The 21,652-nt window shown below is 72.2% G+C and carries 16 protein-coding genes; 8 read left to right on the top strand and 8 right to left on the bottom strand.

Features of this window, described 5'->3' with window-relative positions; genetic code table 11:
- The first annotated feature begins 17 nt into the window (after window positions 1-17).
- Window positions 18-2,663 (top strand): MGH1-like glycoside hydrolase domain-containing protein, encoded by a 2,646-nt coding sequence (locus BM290_RS04150; RefSeq protein WP_093611165.1) that lies wholly within the window; start codon window positions 18-20, stop codon window positions 2,661-2,663.
- A gap of 72 nt (window positions 2,664-2,735) precedes the next feature.
- Entirely contained in the window at window positions 2,736-3,470 is a 735-nt protein-coding gene (locus BM290_RS04145; protein WP_143133610.1) for a hypothetical protein, read from the top strand.
- Window positions 3,471-3,519: 49 nt separating this feature from the next.
- Here BM290_RS04145 and BM290_RS04140 read toward each other — a convergent pair whose 3' ends face one another.
- The 3 genes from BM290_RS04140 to BM290_RS04130 form a co-directional block, all read right to left on the bottom strand.
- Window positions 3,520-3,792 (bottom strand): hypothetical protein, encoded by a 273-nt coding sequence (locus tag BM290_RS04140; RefSeq protein ID WP_093610167.1) that lies wholly within the window; start codon window positions 3,790-3,792, stop codon window positions 3,520-3,522.
- 179 nt (window positions 3,793-3,971) lie between these two features.
- On the bottom strand, window positions 3,972-5,777 hold the full coding sequence (locus BM290_RS04135) for a chorismate-binding protein (RefSeq protein WP_093610165.1): 1,806 nt from the start codon (window positions 5,775-5,777) through the stop codon (window positions 3,972-3,974).
- 233 nt (window positions 5,778-6,010) lie between these two features.
- Window positions 6,011-6,244, bottom strand: coding sequence for a hypothetical protein (locus BM290_RS04130; RefSeq protein ID WP_093610163.1), 234 nt, complete (start codon window positions 6,242-6,244; stop codon window positions 6,011-6,013).
- A gap of 184 nt (window positions 6,245-6,428) precedes the next feature.
- Here BM290_RS04130 and BM290_RS04125 point away from each other — a divergent pair, with 184 nt between their 5' ends.
- Complete coding sequence (locus tag BM290_RS04125; RefSeq protein ID WP_093610161.1) at window positions 6,429-6,803, top strand: response regulator; 375 nt, start codon at window positions 6,429-6,431, stop codon at window positions 6,801-6,803.
- Between the two features lie 5 nt (window positions 6,804-6,808).
- Here the strand turns inward: BM290_RS04125 and BM290_RS04120 are convergent, their stop codons facing one another.
- Window positions 6,809-9,013 carry a glycoside hydrolase family 3 C-terminal domain-containing protein gene (locus tag BM290_RS04120; RefSeq protein ID WP_093610159.1) on the bottom strand — a complete coding sequence of 735 codons (2,205 nt, stop codon included), beginning with the start codon at window positions 9,011-9,013 and terminating at the stop codon, window positions 6,809-6,811.
- 112 nt (window positions 9,014-9,125) lie between these two features.
- Between BM290_RS04120 and BM290_RS04115 the strand changes: the two genes are divergently transcribed.
- The gene (locus BM290_RS04115; protein ID WP_239143373.1) at window positions 9,126-9,728 is read left to right on the top strand and encodes a TetR/AcrR family transcriptional regulator; all 603 of its coding nucleotides are present in this window, start codon (window positions 9,126-9,128) and stop codon (window positions 9,726-9,728) included.
- Here the strand turns inward: BM290_RS04115 and BM290_RS04110 are convergent.
- Window positions 9,725-10,963, bottom strand: a complete 1,239-nt coding sequence (locus BM290_RS04110; protein ID WP_093610157.1) for an NYN domain-containing protein — start codon at window positions 10,961-10,963, stop codon at window positions 9,725-9,727. The two genes, BM290_RS04115 and BM290_RS04110, sit on opposite strands and share 4 nt — an antisense overlap.
- A gap of 96 nt (window positions 10,964-11,059) precedes the next feature.
- Between BM290_RS04110 and BM290_RS04105 the strand changes: the two genes are divergently transcribed.
- On the top strand, window positions 11,060-11,557 hold the full coding sequence (locus tag BM290_RS04105) for a hypothetical protein (protein WP_093610155.1): 498 nt from the start codon (window positions 11,060-11,062) through the stop codon (window positions 11,555-11,557).
- A gap of 56 nt (window positions 11,558-11,613) precedes the next feature.
- Here BM290_RS04105 and BM290_RS04100 read toward each other — a convergent pair whose 3' ends face one another.
- The 3 genes from BM290_RS04100 to BM290_RS04090 are packed head-to-tail and all read right to left on the bottom strand — an operon-like array spanning window position 11,614 to window position 16,607.
- Entirely contained in the window at window positions 11,614-13,383 is a 1,770-nt protein-coding gene (locus BM290_RS04100) for a vWA domain-containing protein (RefSeq protein ID WP_425319626.1), read from the bottom strand.
- A 32-nt stretch (window positions 13,384-13,415) separates the two neighbouring features.
- Window positions 13,416-14,459: an ATP-binding protein gene (locus BM290_RS04095; protein WP_093611159.1), complete on the bottom strand. Its 1,044-nt coding sequence runs from the start codon at window positions 14,457-14,459 to the stop codon at window positions 13,416-13,418.
- A 60-nt stretch (window positions 14,460-14,519) separates the two neighbouring features.
- Window positions 14,520-16,607 (bottom strand): sigma-70 family RNA polymerase sigma factor, encoded by a 2,088-nt coding sequence (locus BM290_RS04090; protein ID WP_239143372.1) that lies wholly within the window; start codon window positions 16,605-16,607, stop codon window positions 14,520-14,522.
- Between the two features lie 485 nt (window positions 16,608-17,092).
- On the opposite strand from BM290_RS04090, the gene BM290_RS49505 reads away from it, so the two are divergent.
- From BM290_RS49505 to BM290_RS04070, 3 genes are all read left to right on the top strand, one after another.
- Window positions 17,093-19,120 carry a DNA polymerase IV gene (locus BM290_RS49505; protein ID WP_239143368.1) on the top strand — a complete coding sequence of 676 codons (2,028 nt, stop codon included), beginning with the start codon at window positions 17,093-17,095 and terminating at the stop codon, window positions 19,118-19,120.
- 362 nt (window positions 19,121-19,482) lie between these two features.
- Window positions 19,483-20,916 carry a sensor histidine kinase gene (locus tag BM290_RS04075; RefSeq protein ID WP_203779158.1) on the top strand — a complete coding sequence of 478 codons (1,434 nt, stop codon included), beginning with the start codon at window positions 19,483-19,485 and terminating at the stop codon, window positions 20,914-20,916.
- Window positions 20,913-21,569, top strand: a complete 657-nt coding sequence (locus BM290_RS04070) for a response regulator (RefSeq protein ID WP_093610151.1) — start codon at window positions 20,913-20,915, stop codon at window positions 21,567-21,569. The genes BM290_RS04075 and BM290_RS04070 overlap by 4 nt, the downstream gene beginning before the upstream one ends.
- Window positions 21,570-21,652: the final 83 nt, after the last annotated feature.

The raw sequence follows: 21,652 nt of genomic DNA, 5'->3' as shown, positions 1-21,652 counted from the left end.
GTGTGATCGACTCCGGGATGGTGGGGGTGAGAACGGACGTGTCGGAACGCGTACGCCTGGCGCAGGCCGATTCCGGTGAGCAGCCTTGGCGGGCGTGGGGTCCGTACCTGGCGGAGCGTGCCTGGGGGACCGTCCGGGAGGACTACAGCGAGCACGGCACGGCCTGGGACTACTTCCCGCACGATCACGCGCGCTCCCGGGCGTACCGCTGGAACGAGGACGGCATGGCCGGCCTCTGCGACGACCGGCAGACGTTCGCCTTCGCGCTCGCCCTCTGGAACGGCAGGGACCCGATCCTCAAGGAGCGGATGTTCGGCCTCGGCGGCGACGGCGGCAACCACGGCGAGGACGCCAAGGACTACTGGTGGTATCAGGACTCCACGCCCACCCACTCGTGGATGCGCTGGCGGTACCACTACCCGCAGGCCGCGTTCCCCTACGACGAACTGGTCCGGGTCAACGGCGCCCGCACCCGCAACGAGGCGGAGTACGAGCTGGTCGACACCGGCATCTTCGACTCCGACCGGTTCTGGGCGGTCACCGTCGACTACGCCAAGGCGGGCCCCGCCGACGTCTGCATCGCGATCACCGTCAGCAACCGCGGGCCCGACCCGGCGATCCTGCACGTGCTGCCCACCCTGTGGTTCCGCAACACCTGGTCGTGGGGGCTGCCCGGGCGGCAGACACCGGCCATCACCGGCACACCCGGGCGGCTCCAGGGGCAGCACCGGTCGCTCGGCCACATCACCCTCGACGCCCACGGCGCGCCGGTCGCGCTGATGTGCGACAACGAGACGAACTCGCAGCGCCTGTGGGGGCTGCCGGGGCGCAGTCCATACCCGAAGGACGGCATCAACGACCACCTGATCCACCACACGCCGACGGTCAACCCGGACGGCGTCGGCACCAAGGGGGCGCTGCACTACCGGCTGTGGATGGGGGCGGGCGAGACCCGTACCCTCCGGCTGCGGCTGACCCAGAGCGAGCGCCCGTTGCCGCCCGCGGACCTGGGGGACGGCTGGGCCGCGGTGATGGCCGCGCGCAGCGCCGAGGCCGACGAGTTCTTCGCCGAGGTGCTGCCGGAGACGGCGACCGCCGCCGAGAGGGACGTCGCCCGCCAGGCCGTCGCCGGTCTCATGTGGGGCAAGCAGTTCTACCACTTCGACGTGAAGCAGTGGTTGCACGGCGACCCCGGCAACGCGCCGCCGCCACCGGGCCGGCGCTACGGGCGCAACCACAACTGGTGGCACATGAACAGCTTCGACGTGATCAGCATGCCCGATCCGTGGGAGTACCCCTGGTATGCCGCGTGGGACCTGGCCTTCCACTGCGTCAGCATCGCGCGCGTCGATCCCGGCTTCGCGAAGTCCCAGCTCCTGCTGCTTCTCCGCGAGTGGTACATGCACCCCAACGGGCAGATCCCGGCGTACGAGTGGTCGTTCTCCGACGTCAACCCGCCCGTACACGCGTGGGCGGCGCTGCAGGTGTTCAAGATCGACGGCGGTCGTGACTTCGACTTCCTGTCCCGGGTGATGCACAAGCTGCTGCTCAACTTCACCTGGTGGGTCAACCGCAAGGACGTCGGCGGCAACAACGTCTTCGAGGGCGGCTTCCTCGGCCTGGACAACGTCGGCCCGTTCGACAGGTCGGCGGCGCTGCCGGTCGCCGGTGTGCTCGAACAGTCCGACGGCACCGGCTGGATGGCCATGTACGCGCTGAACCTGCTCGACATGGCGATCCTGCTGGCGCTGCACGACCGGGCGTACGAGGACATGGCCACCAAGTTCTTCGAGCACTTCACGTACATCGCGGAGGCCGCCTACCGGCAGGGGCTGTGGGACGAGGAGGACAGCTTCTTCTACGACGTGCTGCGCCTGCCCGACGGCCACCGGGTGCCGCTCAAGGCACGCTCCATCGTGGGCCTGCTGCCGCTCGCCGCCACCACCCGGCTCACCGCGGACACCCTCAACCGGCTGCCCGAGATCAGCGCCCGGGTCCGCTGGATGCTGCACCACCGCGGCGAGTTCGGCGACGTGATCAGCGCGCGGCGGCTCGGCGGCGCCGACCGGCGCCGGCAGCGCCTCCTCAGCATGGTGGGCCAGGACCAGCTGTTGCGGATCCTGGCCCGGCTGCTCGACCCGGAGGAGTTCCTCTCGCCGTACGGGCTGCGCACCCTGTCCCGCGCGCACCTGGAGAAACCGTTCACCGTGACCCTCGGCGGCTCGCACTTCACCGTCGGCTACGAGGCGGCCGAGAGCACCAGCGGCCTGTTCGGCGGCAACTCCAACTGGCGCGGCCCGGTCTGGATGCCGGTCAACTATCTGCTGGTCCAGGCGCTCCGGGAGTACGCCGAGTTCTACGGCGACGACCTGAAGGCCGAGTACCCCACCGGTTCGCAGAGCAAGGCCGGGCTCACCGAGATCGCCGACGACCTGTCGCGCCGGCTGATCGCCCTGTTCGTGCCCGACCCGGAGACCGGACGGCGGCCCATCTACGGCGCCACCGACCTGTTCCAGAACCACCCCGACTGGAAGGACCTGATCGTCTTCCCGGAGTACTTCAACGGCGACAACGGGGCCGGGCTCGGGGCGTGGCACCAGACCGGGTGGACCGCGCTGGTCATCGACCTCGTCTTCAACCTCCGCCGGCACCCCGGGATGTGAAGATCGGCATTTGTCGCTAAAGTGGCCCACTCGGACGCCCGGCCCGTGCCGGGTCTCAACGGGGAGGCAACTGTGAAGAAGCTTTTGGTGCTCGTCGCTGCCGGGGTGCTGGCGGCCGGCGGCTGCGCCGGCTCGACGGAGGGCGGCTCCACCACCGGCGGCAGCGCGCCGGCCGCGGCCGAGAAGCAGAAGGACGCGACCGCCGCCCTCGCCGCGGCCACCGCCGAGCTGCAGAAGGACTCCTACAAGACCACTGTCGGCCTCGGCGCCCAGGGCACGATGACCGGCATCGCCGACCCGAAGAGCAAGAACGCCGAGTTCGTCCTGGAGAGCACCTCGGCCGGCGCCGAGGGCACCACCACGCTGCGCGTCGTCGACGGCGTCACCTACGTCAAGATCGCGCTGAAGGAGTCGGGCGGGCTGCCCGGTTTCGACGGCAAGAAGTGGCGCAAGCTCGACAGCTCCGGGCAGCTCGGCACCCTCGGCAACTTCGACGCCACCCAGATGGCGAAGAGCCTGGAGTCCGCGGCCGAGGTGGCGTGGGTCGACGACGACACCGTCAAGGGCACCATCGACCTGACGAAATCGGCCAAGCAGCTGGGCATCGGCACGGAGGCGCTCGGCAAGATGGCCACCACGAAACTGCCGTTCCAGGCCGACATCGAGGACGGCCGCCTGGTCGCCTACAAGTTCACGATGCCGGCGGTCGGGTCGGAGCCGGCCTACGAGTTCGACATGAAGTACTCCGACTTCGGCACCCCGGTCGACCTGAAGGCCCCCGCCGCCAAGGACATCATGTCCTCCTGACCGCACCCGTCGTGCACGTGCCGGCCCGGCACGTGCACGATCGCGGCCGTCAGTGGGCTCGGTTGACGATCACCTCGGCCACGTGGCGCAGCTGCTCGTGGTCGGGGTGGAAACCGACGGCGATGTCCGGGTGCAGGCCCGCTCTGGCCTGCTCCAGGAGCATCGCGGTGACCTGCTCGACGCTTTCTCCGGCATAGTGCTGCTCGACCTTGACGGTCGCGGCCTGAAGCGCGGAACTGAGCTGGTCCTCCAACGGCCCGCGAAGCTTCTGCTCGACCGGGGTCAGCGTCCGCGGGTCCAGGGTGATGTGTGGCTCGGCCAAGGTTGTCCTCCGGAGGTCAGCGACGCCAGCCGGATACCCGTATCCCTCGCGACCATAAACCCGCCGGGCCCCACTCCGCCGGGCTTTCCCTCCACGGAGCAGCCGCGGGGCCGTACCGGAAATGGGTCGGTGGTCCAAGGTGAGGCTCTCGATCACCTTGGACCACCGACACTGTCTCGCTACCCCGGAATCGCCGGGCTAACCACATCGGTGAGAAGTGGCGGGAGGAGTTCTTGGAGGATCTCCACGCCGTCGCGGCTCAGCACCGACTCCGGGTGGAACTGGACGCCGGCGAAACCGGGGCCGCGGAGGGCGTGGACGGTGTCGTCGGACGGGTCGACGGCGAGGGTGACCGGGCCGTAGGGGGTGGCCGCCACGCTCTGCCGGGCGACCGCCGAGAAGCTGGAGTAGAAGCCGACCCGCCGCGGCGTGCCGAAGAGGTCGATGTCGCGGGCCAGGCCCTGATACGGCGAGTCCCGGCGGCGCAGCGGCAGGCCCAGCAGGGAGGCGAGGATCTGCTGGCCCAGGCAGACCGCGAAGAGGGGCCGTCCGGCCGCCAGCACCGCGGTGACGAGCCCGTTCAGCGCCGTCATCTTCGGGTCGCCGGGGTCCGACGGGTCGCCGGGGCCCGGGCCGAACACCGCCAGATCGGCCGCGTCGAGCAGGGACCCGGCGGTGACCGACCGCCACGGCCGCACGGTCACCGCCAGGCCGAGAGCCTTCAACTGGTGGGCCAGCATGGCGGTGAAGGTGTCCTCGGCGTCGACGATCACGGCGCGCCGGCCCGCCAGCGACGGGACCGTCAGGGCGCCGGGGGCACGCGAGTCGAGCCAGAAGCGGGCCAGGTCGTCGTTGCGGGCGGCGAGCAGGCGCTGGACCGCCGGGGACTGTGCGGTCGCCCGTACCGCCGCGGGGTGGGAAGGAACCGCGCCGAGCGCGGACAGCAGGCCGGCCGCCTTGGTGTGGGTCTCGGCCACCTCGCCCGCGGGGGTGGAATGGCGGACCAGCGTGGCGCCGACCGGCACCCGCAGCAGGCCGTCGGGGGTGATCTCGGCGGTACGGATCAGGATCGGCGCGTCGAGCGTCTGCCGGCCGGCCTCGTCGTGGTCGAGCAGCGCCAGGACCCCGGCGTAGTAGCGGCGGCCGCGGCGCTCGTGGCGGGCGATGACGCGGCAGGCGTTCTCGATGGGGCTGCCGGTGACGGTCGGGGCGAACATGGTCTCCCGCAGGACGCGGCGCACGTCGAGGGAGCCGCGCCCGGCCAGCAGGTATTCGGTGTGGGTGAGGCGGGCCATCTCCTTGAGGTACGGCCCGGCGACCTGCCCGCCGTGCTCGGCGACGCGGGCCATCATCTTGAGTTCCTCGTCGAGGACCATGTACAGCTCCTCGATCTCCTTGGGGTCACGCAGGAAGTCGAGGATGTCGCCGGATCCGTGCCGGAACGTGCCGCTGATCGGGTTCATCATGACGATGCCGTCGAGGACGCTGACGTGCCGTTCGGGGGTGGCGCCGATCAGGATCCGGTTGCCGGTGTCGACCAGGAACGTCCAGTAGGTGCCCTGTTCACCGTGCAGCAGCCGGCCGAACGCGGCCCGCGGGTCGCCCTCGAAGCGGGCCTGATAGGTGCGGTGGACGACGAAGTTGGCGCCTTCGCCGTGCCCGATCTCGTCGCGCAGCACATCCTCGACGACCGCGGCGTACTCCTGGTCGGACAGATCGAAACCGCCGTCACGCAGGGCGATCTCGCCTGGCGGGAAGTTCGACAACGGCTCGGTGTGGCGTGCCCTGACCAGCAGACATTCGAGCGGCGTGCCGTCGTCGACGCACTCGAAGCCACGCTCAGTGATCTGCCGGTAGGGGATGACGGCGAGCACCGGCGTGCCGGGCGTCATCGGGATGTCGTCGAGTGCCGCCACGGTGACGACGTCGCCGGTGAGGACGTCGACGTGGTCGGCGCCGTCGCGGTGCAGCAGTGCGTAGGGCATGGTCCCTCGTTTCGGTGAGGGCCACCGGGCCGAGATCCGGCCACGAAAAAGGCCGCCTCAGCGAGGCGGCCGCGGGATGCGCGGGAGATGGCCGCCGGTCAGGCGGGCCACCACATGGTCAACTGTGCGCGCATGGCGGCAAGCTTACGGTCGGGCGGCCGGTCGCGCCAGACCCCTTCAGAGGTACGGGCTACGCGTACCCCGTGGTCGAAAGAGGCCCGGCGGACCGTCCGTCATGCGGCGAAGGCCAGCCGGATCGCGTCGCGGGCCCAGCGCATCCGCCCGATCGCACAGTCGGGGTGCTCCCCGAACTCCTGGGCGACCAGTTCCGCGCATCCGTTCTCGCCGATCCGGTGCACGACGTCCGTGACCGCGTCCCGGATCGACTCCGCCGTGGGCGCCCAGGAGCGCTGCAGGTCGGAGGCGAAGAGGGCTTCGCAGCGGATGTCGTCGATCGTGGCGTTCATCGGTTCCTCCCAACCGTGGTGGTGCGCTGTGTGGTCTGGCTCTCAGCACACCGTCCGCCGGCTGCAGACCGGGCGCACGCCGGTTGCGGCCCGGTTGCGGAGCAGATTTACAAAGATCACCCGACATCACCGTGTTCGCCGGTATATGGTCCGAACAACAGTGCAACGGATCGGGGGAAGCCGCGTGACTACCGTCCTGGTGGCTGACGACGACGCCGACATCCGCGACCTGGTGGCCTTCAAGCTGGAGCAGGCGGGCCTGGAGGTTCTCGCGGTCGGTGACGGTCAGGCCGCGGTGGACACGGCGCGCGCCCGGCTGCCGACGCTGGCGGTGCTGGACGTCTCGATGCCCGGGCTCTCCGGCATCGACGTGTGCCGGATGCTGCGGGCCGATCCGTCCACCGCCGGCATGCTGATCATCATGCTCACCGCCCGCGTCCAGGAGCAGGACGTCGAGGGCGGGTTCAGCGCGGGCGCGGACGACTACGTGACGAAACCGTTCAGCCCGCGCGAGCTGGTGTCCCGGATCCAGGCACTGCTCACACGGGCGCGAACGTAACGTCCTCAGTTCGCTGCTTCGACCAGTTTGTCCAGGTCGCCGGCGTTCAGCGGGCTGCCCGGGAAGGCGGCCATCCGGCTCAGCGGCAGACTGCCCAGCATCATCAGCATCTCCGGGTTGGCGGTCATCGCCGACATCAGCCCGCCCCCGGCCTGCTCGCTCGCGGCCGCCGCGAACGCCGCGCCCAGCACCTCGGCGCCGCGCGGATCGGCGAACCACTCGCCCACACTCGACTCGGTGGTCAGCGGCACCCGCGCCGGGTCGCCGGCCACGTGCACGGTCACCGACGCGCGCACGTCCCGCGACGACGAGCCGACCTCGATCAGGTATTCGCCGTCCTCGACGATCCACCGGCCGAGCCGGGTGTCCCAGTAGGCGAGGTCCTCGCGCTCGACGGTCAGCCGCACCTCGGCGGTGTCGCCGGCGCCGATCTCGACACTGGCGAACGCCTTCAGCTCGCGCGGGGCACGGCGCACCGCCGAGCCGGGCAGGCTCACATACACCTGCACCACCTCGCGGCCGTCACGCCCGCCGGTGTTGGTCACCGGGACGCGCACCTCGACACCGGCGGCGGTCGCCGACGCGCGGGCCGCGCCGTAGCCGAACGTGGTGTACGACAGCCCGAAGCCGAACGGGTACGCCACCTCCTGCCCGCGCGCGTCGAACCCGCGGTAGCCGACGTGCAGGCCCTCGCCGTACCGGACGTGGCCGTGCTCGCCGGGGAAGTCGAGGTAGGACGGGTGGTCGGCGAGCCGCACCGGGATGGTCTCGGCGAGCCGCCCGGACGGGTTGACCCGACCGAACAGCACGTCGGCCAGCGCGCTGCCGCCGGCCTGCCCGAGCAGCCAGCCCTCGACCAGGGCGGGAACGTGCTCGTCCCACGGCCGGGTGGCGAGGACCGCGCCGTTGGAGAGCACCACGATCGTGTCCGGATTGGCGGCGGCGACCCGCTCGATCAGCGCGACCTGCGGGGCGGGCAGGTCGATCGACTCCCGGTCGGCGCCCTCGGTCTCGTGCACGCTGCCGACGAAGACGATCGCCACGTCCGCGCTCCGGGCGGTCGCCACCGCCTCGGCCAGCAGCGCCTCGTCGGCCTCGCCCTTGACGGTGTAACCGGGCGCGAACGTGACGGCCGCCGACGTCGACGCGGTGATCTCGGTGAGCGCGTCGTCGAGCCTCGTCGGGGTGATCTGCGAACTGCCGCCACCCTGGTATCGGGGGGTGCGGGCGAACTCGCCGAGCACCGCGACGGTCTTCTCGCCCGGTGCGAGCGGCAGCAGGCCGTCGTCGTTCTTCAGCAGGACGATCGCCCGGGCGGCGATCTCCCGGGCGAGCGCGTGGTGGGCGTCCGCGTCGTAGCTCCCGGCGGGCCGCTTCCCGGCCTTCTCCACCAGCGTGCGTACGAGCTCCGCGCTCCGCTCCAGCAGCGCCGGGTCGAGCCGTCCCGACGCCACGGCGTCCACCAGCGCGGCGTCGCCGGTCGCGTCCGGCCCCGGCATGGTCAGGTCGAGCCCGGCCGCGACCGACGCGACCCGGTCGACCACGGCGCCCCAGTCCGAGACGACCAGCCCCTCGAACCCCCACTCGCCGCGCAGCACCTGGGTGAGCAGCCAGTGGTGCTCGCTCGCGTAGATCCCGTTGACCCGGTTGTAGGCGCACATCACGGTCCACGGCTGGGCCCGGGTCACCACCTTGTGGAACGCCCGCAGGTACATCTCCCGCAGGGTGCGCTCGTCGACGTCGGCGCTGATCCGCATCCGGTCGGTCTCCTGGCTGTTGACCGCGAAATGCTTGAGCGACGCGCCGACCCCCTTGCTCTGCAGGCCCTGCACCCAGGCGGTGGCGAGCACCCCGGTGAGGATCGGGTCCTCGGAGAAGTACTCGAAGTTGCGGCCTCCGAGCGGGCTGCGCTTGAGGTTGACGCCGGGTCCGAGCAGCACCGCCACGTCCTGCGCGCGGCACTCGTCGCCGAGCGCCTCACCCATCCGCCGCAGCAGCTCCGGGTCCCACGTGGAGGCGCCGGCCACGGCCGGCGGGAAGCAGGTGGCGGGCACGCCGGCCAGCACGTCCTCGCTGGAGGCCTGCATCCGGACCCCGTGCGGGCCGTCGGTGACGGTGACCGAGGAGATGCCCGCGGACTCGACGCCCTCGGTGTGCCAGAAGTCCTTGCCACTGGTGATCGCGGCCTGTTCCGAGGTGCTGAGTCCCATCGGTCCCGTCCTTACTGAGCATCCACTACCTAGTACCTACTAGGTATTAACTCCTCAGAAACATAGCCAGGTCAGAAGTGGTGTGGCAAGGGTCTGCTGGTAGGAAAGAGCTGTGCAGACCTCCCCACCGTTCCGCCGCGACCGCGCCCGGTTGCCCGCCGCCGAGCGCCGCCGGCAGATCCTCGAGATGACCACGAAACTGATCGCCGAGCGGGGCTTCTGGGGTCTGTCGATGCAGGACGTCGCCGACGGATGCGGGCTGACCGTGCCCGGCATGCTGCACCACGTCGGCTCCAAGGACAGCCTGCTCGTCGCCGTCCTGGAGTACCGCGACGAGCAGGACGCCCGCTCGCTCGCCGAGAAACTGGGCCGCCCCGCCCACCAGCTCTGGGCCGACGGCCGGATCACCCTCGCCGAGGTGTGCGACGCCGTGGTCCGGCGCAACGCCGAGCAACCGGAGATCGTCCGGCTCTTCGCGGTGCTGGAGGCCGAGTCGCTGGCCCCCGGCCACCCGGCGCACACCTACTTCAAGACCCGCCAGCGGCGCACCCTGGAGGAGTTCGCCGCCCTCGCCGACGGCGTCGTGGACGACCCCCGCGAGCTGGCCGCCCAGGTCGTCGCCATGATGGACGGCCTCCAGATCCAGTGGCTGCGCGAGCCGGAGACCGTCGACCTGGTGAAAGCCTGGCAGGCGGCGGCCCGGCGACTCTTCTAAGCCTTCGGGTCGGGGGCGCCCAGCCAGCCGCGGACCTCGGCGCACTCCTCGTCGGTGAGGGCGATCGCGGCCGCGTCCGCCCTGTTCAGCACATTGTCGGCGAACGCCGTGGCGATCTCCTCGGCATCCGGCGGCGGCTGCCGGTAGAGCGGCGCCCCACCGAACGCGGTGCCCCGGGTGACGAACGCGATCGCCGACCGGCTCACATCCACCCCCTGCTCGGCCAGCAGGTCACGGGCCCAGCGGGTGGCCTCGGTCAGGTTGAAGTGGTGCGACGACGCATACTCGGCGAGCGCCCGGTAGACCGGCGGCCACATCTCCCGGGGCAGCCGCGGCAGGCCGAGCGGAGCACTGAGCCGCACCACCGACTCCGGCGCGGGGCCGGCCGTCCCGGTCGACTCCGGCGGGCCGTGCCGGCTGTCGTCCCAGACGAAATGATTCGAGAACTTGGCGTACGGCAAGCGCAGGCTCTCCAGCGCGCGGACGAACCCGCCGAAGCCGAACCAGTTCGTCGAGTCGACCCCGGTGCCCAGCTGCCGGCGCAGGTCGTGGGCGAGCGAGGCCAGGTTGAGCGGGCCGGGCGCCGCGGTGAACCGCCACGTCACCAGGTCACGGAACTGCTCGTAGGACGCCTCGGACTCCGGCTCCCCCGGCCCCGCGACCGGCACCTCCTCGCTCTCCACCGGCTCGCCCTGCACCAGCTCCAGCAGCTCCTGGCTGGTGATCAACCGGTCCGCGATCGAGGTGAACGCCAGCGCCGCGTCGGCCGGGGACACGATCGTGGTCCGCCGGTCCGAGCGCCGCAACCGCACCAGCAGCGGCGTCATGTCCGAGTCGCCTGACGCGATCACGAACTCGTCATACGTCACCGGGTCGGCCAGCGCGTCCACCGCGTCGACCACCATCCGGATGTCCGCCGCGTTCTTCGTGTGCGTCAGCCGCGGGCAGTCGATCACCTCGAAGCCCGCGTTCACGAAGAACGGCCGGAACCGCGAGTAGTAGAGCCGCTGCAGGCCGGAGGCCGGATCGGGGTGCGGCACCCAGCCGCCCGGATTCATGTAGCACCGCAGGATCAGCCAGCGCCGGGGCCCCTCCACCGTCAGCGAGGTGGTCAGCCGGGAGAGCCAGGCGCCCGGCTCCTCGGCGAACTGGATGGCGACATCCGGGTCCTGCCTGATCAGCGCGCTGAACACGTTGTCGAAGTCCAGGTACAGCGCGGCACGTACGCGGTCCATGACCGAAACCTACCCCGCGTCGCACACGGTGGGCGGTCGGCCCGCGCCGAAAGCCGGTTGACTCGGCGACACCGCCGGACGATCGGAGCCCCGCCGTTGCGCCTCAACCAGGTCCTCGACGTGATCGACAAGCTTCTGCGCGGCTGTGCCCACCCGGAGATCGAGGCGGTCGAACGCTTCGGCACGGACGGCGCCCCCGGCGGGCCGTCACCGGCGGGACTGCGGATCCGGTACGTCAACGGCGCTCTCGCGTACCTCTGGGGCGCGATCTGGCCGCAAGAGACCGACCTGCCGGCGCCGGACCGCCTGCCGCCACCCCTCGGCAACCGGCCGGACCGCGCCGCGGTGCTGGTCGTGCTGCTGCTGGACGCCGTCCGCCCGCCGGAGTTCCGCTCCTGGCAACTGGTCGCCCTGCCCGACCTGGGACCCACCGGGCAGCGCGGCAAGGTGCCCCGCGGCCTGCGGATCGTCGGCGCCGACGGCACGTCGCTGCTGCTGCGCGCCACCGCCGCAGGCGGGCCGGACCGCGACCCGGCGGACGAGCCCTACCCGGCCTGGATCGTCCCGGCGAACCTCGGCGCACGCCTCGGCTGACATCTCCGCGAACCTGTCCGCGGGCTTCTCTTCGGGCGTCTCCCTCGCGGCGTCTCTCAGCGGACGGTGAACACCGGGCCGCGCGGGGTGAACGGGAGGCGGGCGCCGCGCGGCACGAGGTAGGCGTGCGGGCGCCGGATCCGCAGCACGTCGCACTCGCCGTCGGTGATCACCAGGATCGGGCCGCCCGGCGGGAAGTCGTCGGCGCGTTCCAGCAGGTCGATCGCGGGCTGCAGGACGGTGCCGCCGCGGCCGCGCACCCGGACCCGGCCGGCGATCCCGTCCACCGGCAGGTAACCGGCGTCGTAGGCGGCCGCGTCGCAGAACACCACCCGCGCGGCCGGCACGTCCCGGGCCGTCGCGTAGGACGCTATCGCGCCGAGCGCCTTGCCCATCAGCACCGTGCCCATCGAGCCGGACGTGTCCACCACCACACCGAACGTGCTGCGCCGGACCGCCTCCTCCGGCCGGTGCCGCCCGGGACGCGGAATGTCCGGGGTGGCGGCCTGGCGGCGCGAGGGCCGGGCGTACGTCCGGACCGGCTCGACCAGCGGCACGAACTCCTCGAACCACCGGGCCAGCCGCACGTCCCACGGCACCGGCGGCTGCTCCAGAACCCGGATCTCGGCGACCAGCCCGGCCGGCAGCAGGCCCCGCCCACTGCTCTGGTGATAGGCGAAACCGGTCAGCAGAGCCCGGCGGCAGTACTCGTCGAGGTCCACGCCGCCGCCCCGCCGCCCGGCCCACGGCAGCGGGGCGCCGAGCATGTCCCCGGCCCCCTGACCGCGCAGCGTCGACAGCTTCCGCATCCGGCGCAGGTCACCGGCGATCCGGTCGTACACCTGCTCGGCCGACGAGCCGGCGAACGCGGGATCGTGCAGCACCCCGTCCGGCAGCACGCCGACCCCCATCTCCACCAGCCAGCCGTTGATCACGAAGTCGCAGGCGACGTTCCACAGGTACGGGTCCCGGCCGCCGCCCCGGTCGGCGTGCCGCAGCGCCACGTGCAGCAGCTCGTGGGCCAGCACGAACCGCCACTCCTCCTCGCTCAGCGTCCGCCACGGGTTCACGTAGATCTCGCCGGCCTCCGCCGACACCGCCGCGATCGAGATGCCCCACGCCCGGGCCAGCGGCCCCTCGGCGACCAGGGTGAACCCGGCCGCCACCCCGCCGAGCAGCGGGTACGACCCGAGGAACCAGCCCATCGCCCGATCCCACGGCTCCCGTCGGGTGGCCCGGCCGGTCACCGACTCACGGGCGCCGCCGGCCACCTCGACCCCGGCCACCGCGGCCGCCGACAGGCCCAGCGCGAACCGCTCCGGCCAGCGCGGCTCGGCGCCCGGCCGGCACCGGAACGGGGTCAGGTCCAGGTCGGGCGCGGCGGCCAGCTCCGGCGGCACGCCCCGCCGGCGCCACCGGGCCGCCAGCTCGTCCTCCTCGGCCGTGGGCAGCAGGTCCGGCAGCGGATCCGGCTCCCGGCCCAGCTTCACCGCCCGCTGGAACCGGGCCACCGCGAGGCAGGCCGCCGCCCGGAAAGCGGCGTCGTCCTCCTCCTCGGCCCGCGGCGCGAGATGGTCGAAGCCCAGGTGCAGCAGGCAGTGCGCGAGCACCCAGCGCCACTCCTCCTTGTCCAGGCGGCGGGCCCGGCTCACCACGATCGAGCCGTCCGCCGACACCCGGGCCGGAGCGGGCAGCGGCGTCGTCACGAGCTCCACCGTCGCGTGCGGCCGTGGATAATCGAATTCGGTCATCGGCTCGAACAGCGGGTGCCCGGCCAGCTCACCCCACGCCTCCTGGACGGCCAGCGTGTTCGGGTCCGCCTCCACGCTCCGCTTCGGCTTGCGCGCCACGGCCGGCCTCAGGCCCGGGCCGCGACCAGGCGCGGCAGGTCACGGCTCACCTCGACGAGGAACCAGGCGGGCAGCACCGGGTTGCCGTCCGGATCCGGGGCGATCACCAGACGGCCGCACTCCAGCGACAGCTCGGCCAGCTCCACCAGCATCGCCTTGGCCCGGTGCGCGAACTGGCGCAGGTTCGCCGAGGCGTGCGTCTTGCCGGCCGGCAGGTCCTTGATCAGCCGGGCCCGGAACGCCTCGGCCAGGAAGTAGAGCAGGTCCCGGTCGTCCGGGCGGGACGGCCAGCCGGCGTCGCCACGGACGATCGCGTCCAGCCCGTACCGATGCCTGACGATCTTGACGTAGCCGCCGAAGGCGGTCGCGTGCGCCGGGCTGAGCGTGCCCGCCGCCAGCAGGCCCAGCGTCTCCTCGCTGATGTCGTCGCCGTAGGAACGCAGCGCGTCGGAGAGCATGTGCCAGCTGCGCGGGGTGGAGAATGCCTCCTCCACCTTGGGCGGCGCCGACCACAGGTGATCCGGGCGCTCGGTGAGGTAGCCGGTCACCCAGTGGTGGATGCCGGCGTCGCCCGCCCAGGCCGACCAGTCCGCCCAGGACGCCCGCAGGTGCACGTGGATCAGCCGGTTGACCAGCGCCGAGGCCATCGGGCGGGCGAGCGCGTTGTCGCTGGTCCGGTTGCCGGCGCCGATCACGATCGACCCGGCCGGCAGCTCGTAGGCGCCGATCCGGCGGTCCAGGATCAGCGAGTAGAACGCCTTCTGCACCTCCGGGCTCGACGAGTTCAGCTCGTCCAGGAACAGGCAGTACGGCTCGTCGCGCGCGATCGACTCCGGCGGCGCGAACCGGCTGCGGCCGTCGTGCAGCTCCGGCACCCCGATCAGGTCCTCGGCGGCCAGCTGGGTGCCGACCAGGGTGACGCACTCCAGCCCCAGCGAGGCGGCGAAGTCACGGACCAGCGAGCTCTTGCCGATCCCGGGAGCGCCCCACAGGAACACCGGCCGGGCCACCGCGACATGCAGGAGCAGGTCGGGCAGCTGCGCCGGGGTCACCGTGATCGCGGAGTGCATGCGGGCCAGTGTGACCTCTCCGTCGATCAGCGTGCATCTGTATTACTCGCCGGACATCGAGGCCCCGATGCCGTTGCCGGTCGACAGGTAGTCGGTGCCGGGCAGCCCGCCGGCGGCCGTCCGGGCGCCCTCGGCCACCGACGCGTCCTCGGAGCGGAACGGGAACGCGTCCACCTGCCAGCTGTTGTTGTTCGGCTTCGCCCCGGCCGACAGCGCCTGATCGCCACGGTCGTTGCCGGCCGCCGCGTTGTTGCGCAGCACCGCCGGCGCTGTCGTCATCGAGAAACCCAGCCCGGTGTTCGCGAAAGCGGTGTTGTTGGCCAGCTCGATCGCGGCCGTGTTGCCCTCGTCGACGAAACCGTGCCCGTCGTTGCCCCACGCGGCGTTGTGCCGGACCGTGTGCGCGGCTGCCGCCGCCGGACTGCCGCCACCCAGCGCGAACCCGTTGGCGCCGTTGCGGTACGACCAGTTGTGCTGCACGTCCACCCGGCTGCGGAACGAGCCCAGGTCGATGCCGTCCTGGCGGTTGCCCCACGCGCGGTTGCCGCGCACCACGTTGCCGTCGCCGTCACCGAACTGCACCGACAGCCCCGAACCCTGGTTGGCGTAGAAGTCGCTGTCCAGCACCTGATTGGCCGCGGTGCCGGCGTCGCGCAGCATCAGCCCCACCCCCGCGTTGTCGTGCACGGTCAGCCGCTGGAACGTGTTGTTCGTACAGGCCAGGCAGGTCCAGGTGGCGTTGCGGGCGCCGGTGACCTCCAGATCCCGCACCGTCCAGAACGACGCCTTCTGAGTGATCGCCCACTGGTCCGCGGGGATCGCCGAGGCGTCGATGATGGCGCGCTCGGAGCCGTACCCACTGATCGTGATCGGCTTTTCCGCGGTGCCGCTCGTGGTGATCGAAATCGGACCGGCCGGGCGGTAGGTGCCGGCGCGTAAGGCGATCGTCTGCCCCGGCTTCACCACCGCGACGGCCTTGGCCACCGACGCGTACGGCCGGGCCTGCGTGCCGTCCCCGTCGTCCGAACCACCCGGCGCCACGAAGATGTCCGTCGTGCCGGCCCTCGGGGCCACCGGCGCCTTGCTCACGGCGCCGGCGGTCGGCGTGGGCGCGGCCGCCGACGGCAGCGCCGGCGGAGTCGTCGCGGCAGCCGGCGGGGGAGCGGCGGCCCGCGGCGTGTCCGGCTCGTTCACCACCGCGAACGTCAACCCGCCGCCCACCGCCACGGTCGCCGCCGCCACCGCCGCGACCAGCGTCTTGTGCTGCGCCACGTGAACGGCCAGCGAGGCGGTCGTGATCAGCGGCGGAGCGGTCGCCCCGGCCTGGAACGCCGCCTGGATGCCGGCCCACAGCGCCACCGGCACCGGCAGCGCGGCCATCCCCAGCAGCAGCCGCTCCGGCGACACCATCCCGGCCTGGTGGAAGTGGCACTTCGGGCAGGCCCGCACATGCCGGGCCAGCCGCTTGCGCCACACCGAGTCGACGGTCCCGTCCCAGAACCGGATCGTGCTCGACAGCTCCGGGCAGATCGGCTTCGCCCGCAACGCCCGTACCACCCCGCGGGAGAGCTCCAGCTGCGCCTTCATCCGCTGCACCTTGACCGCGGCGTGCTTCGGCTTCACCTCCAGCGCCGCCGCCAGCTCGGCTCGGGTCAGATCGCCGCGCGCCTCCTGCCACCAGAGGCCCAGCAGCTCCCGGTCACCGTCCTCCAGCCAGCGGGTAGCCTCGGCCAGCTCCCGCCGCTGATCGGCGACGACCAGCTCGGCGGTGGTCCGCTCGGCGAAATCGCCGCCCGGGTCCGGCACGTCCACCGGCTCCGGCAGGTGACGCATCAGGGTCATCTTCCGGGTACGCATGTGCATCTGGACCCGGCGGTACGCGATCGCCACCAGCCACGACCGGAACCGCTCCGGGTCACGCAGCCCGCCCAGCGCGTTGATCGCCTGGAGCATGGTGTCCTGCACCAGATCGTCGACATCCGGATGCCCGTGCAGCGCGCGGCCGATGATGTTGTAGATCAGCGACAGGTGGCCGGTGATCAGCTGATCCAGGGCGGGAACGCTCCCACGCTGCGCGTCGCGGACCAGGTCCGACACGCCCCGCGCCGCCGTGATCTGACTGTCCGTCACCGTCTCGCTTCCTTCGTCGAAATGGCCACGCTCGACCGGCAGATATCGAAGATAATGCGTGTTGTGTGCCCGCTAGCTGGGAGAATGTCCACTTACTTCTGATCGAGCCGTATCGTGGCACAGCTTTCGGAGACCTGTAAAGCGGCTCCCGGAGTCGCCCGGCGAGTTTTTGTTATCGCTCCCAAGGGTGTGCATCTACTCTCCGCCACCATCCGCCGAAGGCGGAATCCGCTGGAGAGGAGCGCTTCATGCCGCCGTCGCGCATCGCCCTTGTGTCGCCGCCCGCGCGTCGCCTTCATGTCGCTGCCCGCGGCCCGTCCGTGTGTCGCCTTGTTGCGGCGCCTGCGGCCCGTCCGTGTGTCGCCTTGTTGCGGCGCCTGCGGCCCGTCCGTGTGTCGCCCTGTTGCGGCGCCTGCGGCCGTCTGCCGGGTGGCCGTCGTCGGTGGTCGGACGGGATTGTCATACCCCGCGCATAGGCTGCGGGGGTGAGGAGGGAAGCGAGCATTCTCCACGTCGACCTCGACGCGATGTTCGCCGCGGTCGAGCAGCGCGACAAGCCGTCGCTGCGCGGCAAGCCGGTGATCGTCGGCGGTGTGGCCGGGCGTGGTGTGGTGTCCACGGCGTCGTATGAGGCGCGGGCTTTCGGCGCCCACTCGGCGATGCCGATGGCCCAGGCCCGTCGTCGCTGTCCGCCGAACACGGCTTTCCTGTCGCCACGGTTCCCGGCGTATCAGAAGACCAGCGCGGTCGTCATGGAGCTGCTGGCCGGGGTGTCGCCGCTGGTCGAGCAGGTCAGCATCGACGAGGCGTACATCGATCTGGCCCCCACCGGCACCGACCTGAGCGTCCCCGCGGTGACCGCGCTGGCTCTCCGGCTGAAAGCGGACATCGCCGCCGCCACCGGCGGGGTGACCGGCTCGATCGGGGCCGCCTCCAGCAAACTGCTCGCCAAGATCGGCTCCGACCTGCACAAGCCCGACGGCCTCACGATCGTCCCACCCGGCGACGAACTGCTGGTCCTGCACCCGCTGCCGGTCCGCCGCCTCGGCGGCGTCGGACCCGCCACCGAGCAGCGCCTGCACCGGTCCGGCATCCGCACGGTCGGCGACCTGGCCGCCGCCTCCTTGGAGGATCTGGTCGACTGGTTCGGCACCGCGCACGGCCACGGCCTGTTCCGCCTGGCCCGGGCCGACGACCCACGTCCGGTGGTCAGCTCCCGGGAGGCCAAGTCCGTCTCCGCCGAGGAGACCTTCGACATAGACGTCCGCGATCCGGCCCGCCTGACCCACGAGCTGGACCTGCTCTCCGCCCGGGTGGCCGGCCGTCTCCGCCGCAGCGGCCTGACCGGCCGCACCGTGAACATCAAGGTCCGTCACCCCGACTTCACCACGGTCACCCGAGCCGTGACCCGCGACCAGCCCACCGACGACGGCGCCCTGATCGCCCAGCTGGCCCGCCGCCTGCTGACCGAGGTCCCCACCGCGGGCGGTATCCGCCTCCTCGGCGTGGGTGTCTCCACGCTGTACGACTTCGCCCAGGACGACCTCTTCTCCGCCGCCGGCGAGGATCCACCACCGTTCAGCTTCCCCGAGGACCCCGCACCCACCCCGCCGTCCGCCGCGCCGCCGTCCGCCGCGCCGTCGTTCGCCGCGCCGTCGTTCGCCCCACCCGCTCCGACGCCGTCCCGAGTCGCTACCTCGCAGCCACCGTCAGGCCGGCCACTCGACGCGGAGCCCGTCTCGCCGGGATCGAGCGCCGCCGGTCCGGTTGTTCCGGGATCAGCGCCGAGCACGGGATCCGCTTCGCCGGCGTCTGTCCCACATCCGGACTCGTCGGAGCAGCCATCCGACGATGCTGCGTCCGTCTCGGCATCGCCAGACGGTGGGGCTGGTCCACTACGGGCGCGGCCTGCTGCCGGGTCTGATCCGCCGGGGGCTCCGTCCACCGCCGGGCCCGGTTCGATGGGGTCCGCGCCCGTTACGGGGATTCCTCCGGTGGGGTCCGCGCCCGCTACCGGGGCCGGCCCGTTGGCCGCTACCGGGGCCGGCCTGCAAGGGTCCACCTCCGCTACGGGAGCTGGTCCGGTGGAGTCGCCGCCCGCTGTCGGCGCTGGTCGGCCGGGATCGTCGTCTACCGCTGGGTTCGCTACCTCCGCGGTCGCAACCGGTCAGGCGTTCGCTTCGTCGTCTGCTGACGGCCCCGGCGCGGCGGTGCCGTCGGGTGCCGGGCCGGTCGCGGCGGTGCCGTCGGGTGCCGGGCCGGTCGCGGTGGTGCCGCCGTCGGGTGTGGCGGCCGTGTCGCCTGTTCCGGTCTGGCGCTCCGGTCAGGACGTCCGGCATGACGAGCACGGCCCCGGCTGGGTTCAGGGCAGCGGCATCGGCCGTGTCACGGTGCGATTCGAGGGCCCGCTCACGCCCGTCGGCAGGGTCCGGACCTTCTTCGTCGACGATCCCCAGCTGCACCCCGCCGACCCACCCGACTGGTCGGACCCAGGCCCTTCGTCCTCACCCTGACCTCTTCCGACGTGGCAGAACCGTGCTGTATGACGGCCATGTTCCTCAGCCTTCCCGTAACGCGGTAACGGGGGAGTCGGAGGTGTGTGAGCGGCGGTTCGCCGTCGTTGGTGGCGGGCGGGGCGAGGATCGGCTGAGCTTGTGCGGGAGGGGGCGGGATGGAGACGAAGGCCGGGTCGGTGGTGGCGGATGGCCGGGACGGGCCGGGTGCCGGGTCGGTGGTGGCGGATGGCCGGGACGGGTCGGGTGCCGGGTCGGTGGTGGCGGATGGCCGGGACGGGCCGGGTGCCGGGTCGGTGGCGGCGGAAGGAGGGGACGGGCCGGGCGCCGGGGTGGAAGCGCCCGTGGACCGGGTTCGGCAGATGGTGACGCGACAGTTCGAGCTGGGGACGGTCGCTCGGCGGGGGCAGCTTGCGGTCGACGGTGGGATCGCGGTTCTGGCGTTCGTGATCAGTCTGCTGCCGCTGACCGCCGATGCCGCTCCGGGCTGGGCTTTCGTTGTGCTGGCCGGGAATACTCTTCCGCTGGCTCTGCGCCGGCAGAGTCCACTGCTGACCAATCTGCTCATCGCACCCAGTGCGGTGATCTTCGGCCTCGCGGGGTGGCCCAGCCCGCTCGTTCCGGTCGGGCCACTCGTCGCCCTGCACGCGATCGCCGCCTACGGACGGCGTACCCACTCGTATGCCTTTCTGACGCTCGCGCTGCTCGCCGCGCCGGCTGTGTTGATGCTGCGCCCCGCCGAGTACGAGCCCTACGAATGGCTCAACCTCGCCCTGGCCGCGGTCGTGGCCTGGCTGGCCGGCACCCTGACGGCTGCCCGCCGCCGCGAGACGAGACAGTTCGAGGAGCGGATGGCCGCCGAACGAGCCCTCCGCCACGCCGAAACCGAACGAGCCACGGCCGAGTCCGAACGAGCGACAGCCGAGTCCGAACGAGCCACGGCGGAGGCGGAGCGAGCGGCGGCCGAGTCCGAACGCGCCGCGGCGGAGTCCGAACGAGCGACAGCCGAAGCCCGGAGGGCGGCCGCCGAGTCGGAGCGTGCCGCGGCCGAGGCCGAGCGTGCCGCGGCCGAGGAACGTAACCGGATCGCGCGAGACATGCATGACGTGCTGGGGCATTCGGTCGCGGTCATGGTCGTGCTGGCCGAGGGCGCTGCCGCCGGCGCGGAGGCCGGTCGGGTGGACCCCGCGACCCTGGAGCTGATCGCCGCCACCGGCCGTCGCACGATGGCTGACCTGCGTGCCACTCTCGGCCCGCTGCGCTCCTCCACGCCGGCATCGGCGGCCTCAGGCGTGGAAGCACCGGTGGACGGCGAGGAAAGGCCGTGTGCCGCGGACTCGCCGGCGGCCTCGGGCGCGGGGGAACTGGTGGACGGCGGGGCGGAGGGGGCCTGCGGCCCCGGTGGGCTGCGGGAACCGCCCGGAAGTGGGGACATCGCGGCGCTGGTGGCGACCGTCCGGCGGGCCGGGACCGTGGCTGAGCTGCGTGATGAGCTTGCCGCGCCGATCGGTGGGGCGGCGGGGCTCGCCGCCTACCGGATCGTTCAGGAGGCGCTCACCAACGCGCTGAAGCATGCGCCCGGCGCGGCCGTCACGGTGGAGATGGCCGAGGGGGACGACGGGCCGTGGATCACGGTCGGCAATCATCGGGGGGACGGGGGCGGGCCGGTCACCGAAGGGCAGGGGCTGCGGAACATGCGGGAGCGCGCGACCGCCGTCGGGGGCACGGTGGAGCAGGGGCCGGTCGGGGACCGGTGGCTGGTCACCCTGCGACTGACCAGGGGGTACGGCCGATGACGATCCGCGTCGTGCTGGTCGATGACGAGGAGCTGGTGCGGGTCGGGCTGGGGCTGATCCTGGCGGCGCAGCCGGGGATCGAGGTGGTCGGTGAGCTCGCCGACGGGGCGGGCGCGGCCGCGCTGGTGCTCGAGACACGGGCCGATGTGGTGTTGATGGATCTGCGGATGCCCGGCGTCGACGGGATCCGTGCCACCGCCGAGACGGTGGCCGCCGCCCCGGACGCGCGGGTGATCATCCTGACCACGTTCGACCTGGACGAGAACGTGCTGGACTCGTTGCGGGCCGGGGCGTCCGGGTTTCTCGTGAAGGACACGCCGCGGGCCGAGCTGATCACCGCGATCCGGGTGGTCGCCGACGGGGACGCGCTGCTCACCCCGCGGGCGACCCGGCATCTGCTGGCCGAGTTCCTGCGGGTCGCCCCGCGCGAGCCGCGCCGCCCGGCGAGCACCCCGCTGACCGGCCGTGAGCTGGAGGTCCTCACTCTTCTGGCCCGGGGCCGCAGCAACGCCGAGATCGCCGCCGACCTGACGCTCAGTGAGCACACGATCAAGACGCATGTCGGCAGCATCCTGGCCAAGCTGGGTCTGCGCGACCGGGTCCAGGCGGTGATCCACGCCTACGAGCAGGGCATCGTCACCCCGGCCGGATAGTCACCCGCCTAGCTCTCAGGGACCAGGCCGGAAGCCGCTCTCGACGGCGATTCGCCGGAACGTCCGGATCCGTAGCGTGACCG

It is taken from the genome of Actinoplanes philippinensis (assembly GCF_900113015.1).
Lineage (GTDB): Bacteria > Actinomycetota > Actinomycetes > Mycobacteriales > Micromonosporaceae > Actinoplanes > Actinoplanes philippinensis.
This window is presented reverse-complemented; position numbering and strand designations above follow the sequence as displayed.

What these genes read in the sequence shown, in the direction of transcription:
- BM290_RS04150 (WP_093611165.1), top strand. Translation starts at nt 18, where the DNA reads ATGGTGGGGGTGAGAACGGACGTGTCGGAACGCGTACGCCTGGCGCAG.
- BM290_RS04135 (WP_093610165.1), bottom strand. Translation starts at nt 5,777, where the DNA reads ATGCCCTACGCACTGCTGCACCGCGACGGCGCCGACCACGTCGACGTC.
- BM290_RS04130 (WP_093610163.1), bottom strand. Translation starts at nt 6,244, where the DNA reads ATGAACGCCACGATCGACGACATCCGCTGCGAAGCCCTCTTCGCCTCC.
- BM290_RS04120 (WP_093610159.1), bottom strand. Translation starts at nt 9,013, where the DNA reads ATGGGACTCAGCACCTCGGAACAGGCCGCGATCACCAGTGGCAAGGAC.
- BM290_RS04110 (WP_093610157.1), bottom strand. Translation starts at nt 10,963, where the DNA reads ATGGACCGCGTACGTGCCGCGCTGTACCTGGACTTCGACAACGTGTTC.
- BM290_RS04075 (WP_203779158.1), top strand. Translation starts at nt 19,483, where the DNA reads ATGGTGACGCGACAGTTCGAGCTGGGGACGGTCGCTCGGCGGGGGCAG.
- BM290_RS04070 (WP_093610151.1), top strand. Translation starts at nt 20,913, where the DNA reads ATGACGATCCGCGTCGTGCTGGTCGATGACGAGGAGCTGGTGCGGGTC.